This is a genomic window from Photorhabdus kleinii (assembly GCF_025384885.1).
GTDB lineage: Bacteria > Pseudomonadota > Gammaproteobacteria > Enterobacterales > Enterobacteriaceae > Photorhabdus > Photorhabdus kayaii.
This window is the reverse complement of the sequence record NZ_JAJAFY010000032.1, coordinates 47301-58399: the sequence shown is the minus strand read 5'-3', so window position 1 is coordinate 58399 and position 11099 is coordinate 47301. Positions and strand designations below refer to the sequence as shown.

Sequence of the window (11099 nt, the reverse complement as noted above, 5' to 3'; positions counted from 1 at the left end):
TAATGCAAGAAAAAACGCAGGATTAGGAGGTAAGGAATGAATTAATAATCCTGCATCCCGAAAAATACTTTTTTGCAGAAACAATAAAGTTTGTGAAAATATATGAAAATGACAATGACTATATTTGACGTCATTTTAATCTGTACCTAATGGAATAATACAAATAAACTCACACTGAGCTTATGTAATAAAAGATTATTACATTATTATCGTGCGCAATATCACGAAAAAGTCTCTCCTCCTAACTCCTCCTCCCTCTTAGTATCAAAACTAGGAGGATGCTGACTCATCTGAGACATTATTTAATATTTCATTCCTATTTTATTAACAATAATATCGGCGACGATTTATTTCTATTAAAAAGGTCTGATTATGGTAGCTCCCTTCTGGAAAAGGGCTTACCTGGCCCTATTAAGCAGTACATTCGTTTTACTACTGGCAAGCTGTGATAACAATAGTTCTTTACCCGAACCCCCGGAGGAACCGATGGCGCATATCCCTAATAAAGTACCCAGTGAAGCTGCTGTTGCCGGCAATTTTCAGGCAGTGATCCACTTGGTGGATATTGCTAAGTTAAGTCAAAGTCCAACCACAAACCATGACTACAGTACCAATACCCTTTACTTATGGAACGATAAAAATTGTGATGCCTTGGCTTCCCCTTCATCAAGCTGGAACGACACCAGTGCAATTCCCACCGGCAGCGATAGCTATGGGCCTTACTGGGTAATACCGTTAACCAAGGACGAGGGTTGTATCAATTTTATCGTGCGTGATGGTAACAACACTAAATTGATTGACAGTGACCTGAAAATTTCCTTCTCCGATTTCAGTAACCGTACCGTCTCTGTGATACCCGGCAATTATCAAATCTATGGCAGCCGCGCGGCAGCCTTTAATTCCGTGTTTGGTGTTTCTCAGGCTTCGGCACATTGGGTCGATGACCAGACTCTGTTATGGTCGGGTGGAGCGGATAAGCCTTATGTCCGCTTATATTACAACCGAAATGGTAAGGTGGAAGCTAACGATGAAGGAAACTTCATCGATAACTATCTGACGTTAACGCCGACGACTCTGAGCCAGAAGACGGCTGAGCGATTCCCGCACTTGAAGAAATTAACAGCGTTCCGCCTGCCAGAGAACACGGATGTTGATACACTGCTTACCGGTGATCTGGTGGCGTTGGCGACCAATGAAGCTGGCTTGCTATTGTCGGCTACTCAAGTACAAACGGCTGGTGTGTTGGATGATCGCTTCGCTAACGATGCTGACATGCTGGAATATGGTGCGCTGGTTAGCGATACCGGTGTTACCTTTCGCTTGTGGGCGCCTACTGCTCAGCATGTTGGATTGGTTATCTATGATGCAAATAAACAGGTCATTGCCAATCATGCAATGAACCGTGATCCTGCTAGTGGTTCCTGGTTATGGCAAGGTGATAAAGAGCTGGTTGGTGCTTACTACCGCTATGCTTTAACGGTATACCATCCATATTCCCGTAATGTGGAGCACTACGAAGTTACTGATCCCTATTCTCACAGTTTGTCCACCAATTCGGAGTACAGTCAAGTCATCAATTTGGATGATGAGGCGCTAAAACCACAAAATTGGAATAGCCTGATCATGCCGCGTTCGCAAAATACACCGGCGGACATTGCGCGTATGACCATATATGAAGCTCATGTTCGTGATCTCTCCGTTGCAGATAACACGGTACCGGAAGCCTGGCGAGGTAAATATCTGGCTCTGACTGCTAATGACAGCGATATGTTCAAACATCTTAAAGCACTGAGTCAGGCTGGAGTCACTCATATAGAGTTGTTGCCAGTATTTGATGTGGCTTCCATTAATGAATTTAGCAACGAAGTGGCCGATCTTAATCACCCATTTAGTCGTTTGTGCCAGGTTAATTCAAAGGTGAGAAGCAGCCGTTTTGCTGATTATTGCAATGGTTTACAGACCGTGGGTGAAGTGTTGCAGGAGTTGAAGAGCGGTGATAGTGCCAATAACCCGCAGGTACAAGAGCTGAATGCAATGATTGCAGAAACCGACTCCTACAACTGGGGCTACGATCCGTTTCATTACTCGGTACCGGAAGGTTCTTATGCTACAGATGCGGAAGGTTCGATACGTATAAAAGAGTTTCGCGCCATGATTCAGGCCATCAAGCAACAACTGGGAATGAATGTGATCATGGACGTGGCGTATAACCATACCAACGCAGCCGGACCGACGCACCGATCCTCGGTATTGGATAAGGTAGTGCCTTGGTATTATCATCGTTTGGATGAGATCACGGGCAATGTTGAATCTAACACTTGTTGTCACGATACGGCGCCAGAGCACCGCATGTTCGCTAAGCTCATTGAAGACTCATTGGTTACCTGGGTTAAGGACTATAAGATCGACGCATTCCGCTTTGACTTAATGGGTTTTCATCCCAAGGCACAGATGTTATCGGCGCTGGCAAAAGTACGCGCGATTAACCCATCGGTCTACTTCTTCGGTGAAGGTTGGAATTCCGGGCAGGACGACCGTTTCGAGATGGCTTCACAGATTAATCTTAAAGGCACTGGAATTGGTACTTTCTCTGATCGATTACGCGACGCGGTACAAGGTGGTGGGCCGTTTGATTCCGCTGACACTATTCGTATTAACCAGGGAGTGGGCAATGGCGCGGGAACGTTACTGAACGAAATGGCTTGGTTAGATGCTAATGAGGTGCGTCATCTGGCGGATCTGGTACGTCTTGGCATGGCGGGTAATTTGGCTGATTTTGTGATAATCGATAAAGATGGGACGGTAAAAACGGGTAGGGAAATTAACTACAAAGGCGCTATAGCCGGTTATGCCGCTGATCCCATTGAGGTGATTAATTATGTCTCTAAGCACGATAACCAAACGCTGTGGGACATAATCAGCTACAAAGCTTCACGTGAGGCGAATCTGGCAACACGAGTTCGTATGCAGGCAATATCCCTCGCCACGACATTCCTTGGACAAGGATTGGCCTTTGCTCAACACGGATCGGAGTTACTACGTTCAAAATCTTTTACCCGCGATTCCTATAATTCCGGTGATTGGTTTAACCGTGTTAGCTACACTTACCAAGATAACAACTATGATGTTGGTATGCCGGATCAGCGTGTTGATGGCGAAAATTATGCATTGATTGAAAAAGTGAAAAATGTGGTAGATAAACCGGGCCGGACTGAATTATTACAGATGGCGGCTTTTTATCAGGAATTGTTGCGCTTGCGTCAATATTCACCACTGATGACTCTTGGTGATGGTGCATCGGTTAAACAACGTGTTGATTTCCGTAACGTTGGGCCGCATCAGCAGCTTGGGTTGCTGGTGATGACCATAGATGATGGTAATACTACTGGTGATGACCGTGATTCGCGATTTGACGGTTTGGTGGTGATGATTAATGCGGCTCCACATCCTGCCACAGTAAGAGATCTTAACGTCAGAGGGTTGAAGTTGAATAATATTCAAAGGGAACTGGGCCATACATCTCTGGCGGCGGGTACCAGAATTGCGAAAGATGGCGCGGTCACGCTACCGGCTTGGTCAGTAGCGGTGCTGGTTTTGCCGCAAGATGGGAAGCGCGGTACTGGTTTGCCTGTTCGTAGAAAGTAACGCGTAGGCGTTTTCCATTGTTTGTATCGGGGCGGTTTGTCCAGACCGCTCATTTTTACCTTGAAAAGGTACTGCCACCGCTTTTCTTGTTGATGATAATTGAGACATTGTTTATCTCCTTATTATCTGTCTGCGCTAGCAGTTTTTGTTTTTCACCATCATGTTGTCGCTATTCTTCAAAAATAGGTGACTTTAATAAGTTTAATTCTCCCATTGGTCGCAACGCTGAATAGTTTAAAAGTCAGTAATTTGTGTTGACATAATAAAAAAATATGATGATATGGTTTTATTTGATTGTATCGATTGTAAATTATACAAAATTCTTGGTGGTGGCTTTTTGGAAAGGATGGCTGTGGGCTAATGCTCATCTAATCGCTCTTTATTCATCACCACACAGAGGGAGGCAAGTTGAATTTCCAAGGGTTACAGGCAAAGTACCGCCGTCTATTTCAGGAAAGTGCTGCCTGGAAACTGTTGAGAGCTGATAATGCTCCTGTAATTTTGGCATTTTTGGGGGAGTTATTTTCCGAGGATAGTGAAGTCCCTTTTGGTCGTGCCCGTGTGTCACTTGATGCAGAGTTGGTACGCTGTCGTGAACTTGGCATTTGGGAAACTGAAACGGGAGCAGGTACTTATCTCAATAAATGGATTCGGGAAGGCTGGTTGCGTGAGATGGATGACACATTAACTAAAACGGATGCCAGTGAAATTGCACTCCGTTTTAGCCAGGGGCTTGATGAACGCAATTCAGGAACCACTGCGTCTCATCTTCGAATTGTGCAGGAAGCGGTCAGGGACTTTGCAGTAGCGATTAGCCCAAATGCCGATGAGCGTGTCGCACTTTTGGAAGATAGAAAATCTGAGATCCAAAGAGAGATTGATGCTCTAAGGGCCGGCGTTGTGACCGAATTAACCGGAGCTGAACAGCGGGAAAGAATTCGTGAAATTTACCAACTGGCTTCTGTTTTAACGGGTGATTTTCGCCGTGTTGAAGATGAAATTCGTCGGTTGGATCAGGAAATTCGTATTCAAATTATTGAGGGGGACTCCACTAGAGGAGATATCCTGCTTGCTGTTTTAGAAAAAGAGGCATTACTGGCTAAAACTGACGCCGGTAGTGCGTTTGAAAGCTTTTTTGATTTGTTATGTGATCAAAATAGAACTATGGAGCTACGAGATCAGCTTCGCAGTATTTTAAGCCGTCCGGTCGCAGAACACTTAAGTGCCCAACAGCGGCAATTCTTAAGTCAGCTCATGAGAGAACTAAGCCGCGAGAGTGACAGAGTTTTTCAAATTAGGAGAAGAACGGAAGAGAGTTTGCGTGCTTACATAGAGAGTGGTACTGCTCAAGAAAATCGTGCGGTTGATAGATTGCTTGGTCAATTGGAACGACTCGCCATTGAATTAAAGAACTCAGGTTATGACTTACAAACGGCAACAACTCTGTCACTGCCCGTTGGCGCGGCAAGTATTAGCTCTCCTGAAAGCATGCTGCTTAAATCACCTGATGAAAAGCTGGATACTTCAGGTGCTGAAGAACAGCTCAACTCTCGGGAACCGAGTATGCAAATGCTGGATTGCCTTGATGTTGTTCAAATTCGATTAATTGCTGAGAGGGCGTTAGCAACGTTAAAAGAGTTTGGTCCAATGACAATTGCGTCTATTGCAAATTATCAGCCGATTAATTCAGGGTTGGAGGAGTTAGTTGCCTATTTGCGGGTGGCCAAATCTGTCGGGGCTGCATTATTGGAAGAAAAGGAATCAATTGAAATCAGTGACAAACGGGGAGTTCGCTTGCGGGCGTCTATACCCACTTTCTTGCTGAGTGCTGACCTGTTTCCAGATAGTTTGGATGAATTGGTTCTTTAGAGTGAATAGAAAATGGTTGTATATATATAGTGAGGGCTGTAATGCATGTAGGTAAAAAGTTGAATAAAGATAATGGCGCCCTCGCTACCTCTGGGAAGTCTCATTCCGATCCTCAGGAAGAACAGAAAACAGGGTCCTTCGATCAGTTGATAAAACACCATACTCAATCAGAGTATGATCCGCTTACAGATACAGCTGGCGTTGAATCTGATGTTGCTTTTTCGGTTGTCAACCAAAGCCCATCCGGTGAAGTTGATGATGTATTAGTCAGTAAGCACGTTGAAAACTCAAACAGTGATATGCCGCTGGATGCGCGCCGGGTGCTAGTTAGCTTGCTGCGTCAGGGCGTTATTTTGTCTTCGCAGAAAGCTAAATTGTTTGAATTACTTTGTCGATACCAATGTGCTGTGCGCAAACATCTGTCAGAAGTCTATTTGAAGTTAATCTTAGATGAAAAAGCAGGTGTTGCCTTTATAGCTGGCTTTCAGAATGAGGAAGATACTGAATTATTGGGTATAGATGATGAAGAGGTTGTCTCTCTGATTAGCCGAAGAACGCTCTCTTTATACGATACATTGTTGCTGTTGGTGCTGCGTAAACATTACCAGGACCGGGAAACATCGGGAGAGCAAAGGGTTATCATTGATATAGAACGTATAGAATCCCATCTGACACCGTTTTTACCGCTGACAAACAGTACTAAATCTGACCGGAGAAAACTCAAGGGTGCTCTTGAGAAAATGGTGACGAAAAAAATATTGAGTTCGGTCCGAGGAAGCGAGGATCGCTTCGAGATTACGCCGGTGATCCGCTATGTAGTCAGCGCTGAATTTCTCGAAAGTATGCTCAATGAATACCTGAAAATGGCGGGAGAAAAGGGTATTGAGCTAAATAAAAATGGCAGCGACGCTGTTGATTATCAAAATGAAGGGGAAGAGACAGGAGATGAAAATGACTGATCAAACTCTTTCGGCTAATTCATTATTTCATGTTGGTCAAATCAGATTAGCTGAACTCTCAGTTTATAACTGGGGGTCATTTAATGGTTTGCATACCGCGTTGATAGATCCTATGGGAACGCTAGTCACTGGAGATAATGGCGCCGGAAAATCGACATTTATTGATGGCCTTATGGCTTTGCTGCTTCCTGCCGGAAAGGCAACTTTCAATGTAGCTGCGGCACAGGGTGATCGTTCTGACCGGACTTTACTTTCCTATATGCGGGGAAGTTTTGGATCTGCCCATGACGGAGCGGGGACGAGAGTCAGAAGTAAGCGTGAGTCTGGCGTAGTGACTGGGCTTAGAGCTTTATATCAGGGTGATGATGGGTCAAAAATCACGCTTGCGGCGCTTTTCTGGATTACTAAATCGACGAATGTGCTCGCGGATGTGACACGAGTTTATGTTGTTGCCAAAAGAGACCTGACTCTTAAGGAAATGCTGAATGCTTTTGGGAACGGTAATGCTCGGGCATTCAAGCAATGGCTTCGTGATGACCCGACGATTACGTGCTGTGATGATAATTTTTCTGATTATCAAGAGTTGTACCGAAAGCTCCTGTATATGGACAATAAGAATGCGCCTGCACTTTTGTCGCGGGCGTTAGGTCTGAAAAAAATTGATGATTTAACCGGGTTGATTCGTGAATTGGTACTGGAACCGAGTACGGTCAAGGATGATGCTAAAAAGGTCGTGGAAGAGTTTGCTGATCTGGTGGCAATTCATAGTCAATTAGTGGATGCAAGAGCACAAAAAGTGCACTTATCCAGGTTACCTGAACTCAACGCAATTATCGAAAAAACAACGAAAGAATTTGCGGAGCTGATAGCTGAGAAAAATAGTCTCCCGGTCTACTTTGGGGAGATTTTCGCACAATTGTGGAGTGAAAAAATTGCCGATATTGAGGCTGAACTGGAAGCGCTACTCCTCAAAATTAGCCAAGCTGAAGAGCAGAAAGTGGATGCGAATAAGTTGGTTGAGCGAAGGCACGAGGAATATCTTCAATTTGGTGGGGATAAAATAGAGTCGCTGAGAAAAGAGGTTGATCATACCCAAGCTCAATTGAGTCGGGTGGTTAGAAATTCATCGCAATATCAAACTCATGCTAACGAGCTGGCTCTTCCTTCTGTATTAGAGGAGGCGGTGTTTCTTAAAAATCAATCCGTAGCATCAACCCGGCTTGCCAGTATTCAGCAAGAAGAAGGAGAGTATCAGGACAGGTTTGCCACCATCAGTGCTAAATTCAGTGAGCTACAAGCCAATATCCATGATATCTCTCAGGAAATTCGTGAGATCGAGGCAAGACCCGATTCCAATATTGATGTGAAATATCAGCAACTGCGAGATGAACTGGTTAATTCTTTAGAATTAAGTAAGGACCAGTGTGTATTTATCGGTGAGCTTATCGATGTCGAAGATCGTGAAAAGAGCTGGCAGGGCGCGATAGAGAGGGCGTTAGGCGGGTTACGAACCACACTTGCTGTGCCACATCATTGTTATTCGATGGTGACTCGTTGGTTGAATACCCGACATACCGGTTTACATGTCCGTGTTCAAGTTGTGAATGATTCTACAACTCAAGATCAATCGGTGGTGTTTAAGTCTGATGGTTATCTAAGGAAACTGGTATGGCGTAATCACCCTTATCGAGAGTGGCTCAAGCACCATTTGCAGCGATTTGACCTGCAATGTGTTTCAAGTACGGAAGAATTGGATCAAACCCCGTTTTCGATGACACAGCAGGGGTTGATGCACATGGATAAGGGGCGCTTTGAGAAAAAAGATCAGCACCGGATAGACGACAGAAGGCGCTGGTGTCTGGGTTTTTCGAACAAGTCACGTTTAGCCATTCTTAATAACGATAAAAAAGAGTTAACTCTGCAACTGGCAGAAACCGAGAAAAAGGTGAGTCAAGCCCGTCAAGATTTGAATTCTGTTTCTGATCGTAAAATTCTTTGGGAGAAGATCCAAGGTTACCGCTGGGATGATATTAATGCTCCTTACTGGCACGAAAAGCTTTCTGATTTGCAGGCTGACCTCAAGGTGTTGGAACAGTCAGGGGGTGATCTTGATAAGGCCAGAGAGCGTTGGGAGTCGGCTAAAGGGCAGCTAGCTCAAATTCAATCGGTATTAAATCAGCTCAACTCTGATTCTGGTGGCGTTAAAAATACGCTGAAAAATGCAAAAGAGGAATGGAGCAAAGCGCAGGAAAAAGCGTCGAAAGGATTACCTGATTCAGCCCGGCAATTACTTGCGATTCGGGTTGGCGTACTTAATACAAACGATTTAGGCCGGATGTCTGAATTGGTATTGAGAGTTGAAGACGATTTAGAACGTCTGTTAGATATTAGCCGAAACAGTAAAGACAAAGCGGAAAGATTAGCCATTAGCATTATGGTCTCATTCAGGTCTAACGATAAATGGCAAGTCTTCACGGTTGACTGGCAAAGTAATATTGATGGCTTACCTGATTATCTTAATCATTTGCGACAACTGGAAGAGGAAGGGCTTCCCAACCTTGTGGAGCAGTTTATTGAGCGGTTGAATAAGCATGCAACGCAGTCACTGGCGCGGATTAAAACTAAGCTTGAATCTGAACGGGAAGATGTCCTCGAACGGATTGATATCATTAACCGGGTCCTTAAGCGTACAGAGTTTCGATCAGGGACACATTTAAAGCTGGGTTCAAAGAGAGAGAAATTCCCACATGTTAATGAGTTTGAACAGCATTTGCGTAAGGTGCTGAGTCAGGTAACCAGTGATGACCATGAAGCACGGTTCCGTCAATTGGCTAAAGTAGTTGAAATACTTGGGAAAGCAAGTGCGCCAGGTTCCTCAAATACATTAGAAAGTTTAAGGTTGCTTGATCCTCGTTATCAGATGTCATTTTATGCCGAAGAGTTGGATAGTAATACCGGTGAGATTCGTGATGTATTGGAGTCATCCAGTGGAAAGTCAGGTGGCGAGAAAGAGTCATTTGCGGCGACTATTGTCGCGGCAAGTTTGGCCTATGTTTTGACGCCAGATGGCTATGATCGTCCGGTTTACTGTACTGTTTTCTTGGATGAGGCATTCTCAAATACGGCTGAAACGGTAAGTCGGCGGGTGCTCCGAGTATTTAGAGAGCTCCACATTCACGTTAATTTGATTACGCCTTATAAGAACTTAAATCTGGCAAGGGAATCTGCTCGTTCACTGCTCATTGCGGAAAGAGATCAGGAAAACCATGACAGCCATTTATGTGAAGTGACTTGGGAAGAGATTGACCGGAGAATGGGCGAAGAGAAGGAGAAAAAGTTGCCTGATGAGGCTGCTGATCTGGGTATTGAGTTTGAGAAACTGACATGAAAAGAGGGCAGTATGAGGTGAGTTGGGGGTTATTGCCAGCACAAGTTAAGAGCATCATTAGGCAGCGTGAGTGGGATAGCCTTCCCTCACTAAAAGCCCGGTTACTGGGCATCAAGGCATTCCCTATTCGCGTTGGCTTGAAGCCACCCAAAGGGAATTCTGCCATATTAGATATAGTTCATTTCCAACGGTTTATTGATGAGTGGAAATCATTTCCCCATCAAGATGTCGTGGAGTGGTCTTCTAAGAATTTCAGGGAGCTATCTGAGCAACGCATTCCAACTTTTGTTGTCATTGAATCGATGCAATGTCTGATTCAATTTTTAGGGAGTGATGCCCTTTCCCGAAGTAAGGTATGGGAAAGAAATATGAAGCCATTTTTGTGGGTTAATAAAGATCTCTATCCTGCATTGGTTAAGTGCATAGATATTGTGGAAAAACTCTCGTTGAGAGATGCGGAATTATTAGCAAAGTTGCTGCCACAATTAAAGCAAGGCTTAGGGGAAGGGCAATATCTAAGAGCACTGCCACTCATTGGGATTGATACTAAGTTTCTTGAGAATCACCAAATCCTGATCGAAGAGTTGGCCGATATCATTCACAAGGGAGCTGTTTCGGCATCAGGTGGTCTTATTGCTTGGTTGGGGTGTTCAATAAATCCTAAAGGTTGGTTAACTATCAGGCCGCTTTGCCGTGCTGTGATGGCTGCACTTGGTGGAATACCGATACTACAAATACCCGGCGAATTACTTAGACAGTACGAACTTCCGGCATCGAATATATTAGTAGTAGAAAACCTACAGTCTGGTCTGGCATTACCCGAAATGTTTGACACGATCGCGGTGATAGGAGGAGGGAAAAACATTGCCTGGATGGATGCAGTCTGGTTGAAAGATAAACGTGTAGGATATTGGGGAGATATTGATACTTGGGGTTTGTCTATTCTCAGTGACGCCAGAAACAAGTTTGTGGATATTGAGCCTCTGATGATGGACGTTGAAACTGTTAAAGCCCATGAAGAGAGAATGGTTCCTGAATCAAATCCAGTTGAATCCAATCCTTCATCGCTAAATGAGGATGAAGCACAGTTGTTTAATGATCTCATTTCTGGCCGGTTCCAATCTTCACGTTTAGAGCAGGAGCGCCTTTCATCTGATTACATTAGAAACAAGCTTATGAATTGGTTGCCCTAACACAGAAGGGAAGCCGCCAGACACGATGTGTTTTCTATTTATCAT

At 44.4% G+C, this 11099-nt stretch carries 5 protein-coding genes; all 5 read left to right on the top strand.

The annotated features are described in order from the left end of the window. Positions 1–372 precede the first annotated feature (372 nt). Positions 373–3645: a pullulanase-type alpha-1,6-glucosidase gene (gene pulA / locus LG003_RS15305; RefSeq protein ID WP_262981105.1), complete on the top strand. Its 3273-nt coding sequence runs from the start codon at positions 373–375 to the stop codon at positions 3643–3645. Positions 3646–4053: 408 nt separating this feature from the next. Beyond that, positions 4054–5514: a DUF3375 domain-containing protein gene (locus LG003_RS15300; RefSeq protein WP_112878395.1), complete on the top strand. Its 1461-nt coding sequence runs from the start codon at positions 4054–4056 to the stop codon at positions 5512–5514. A 41-nt stretch (positions 5515–5555) separates the two neighbouring features. Further along, a complete protein-coding gene (locus LG003_RS15295) occupies positions 5556–6473 on the top strand; it encodes a DUF4194 domain-containing protein (RefSeq protein WP_262981104.1) in 918 nt (305 codons plus the stop codon). Then, entirely contained in the window at positions 6466–9861 is a 3396-nt protein-coding gene (locus LG003_RS15290; RefSeq protein WP_262981103.1) for an ATP-binding protein, read from the top strand. The genes LG003_RS15295 and LG003_RS15290 overlap by 8 nt, the downstream gene beginning before the upstream one ends. Beyond that, complete coding sequence (locus LG003_RS15285) at positions 9858–11054, top strand: Wadjet anti-phage system protein JetD domain-containing protein (protein ID WP_262981102.1); 1197 nt, start codon at positions 9858–9860, stop codon at positions 11052–11054. The genes LG003_RS15290 and LG003_RS15285 overlap by 4 nt, the downstream gene beginning before the upstream one ends. The last annotated feature ends 45 nt before the right edge of the window (positions 11055–11099 follow it).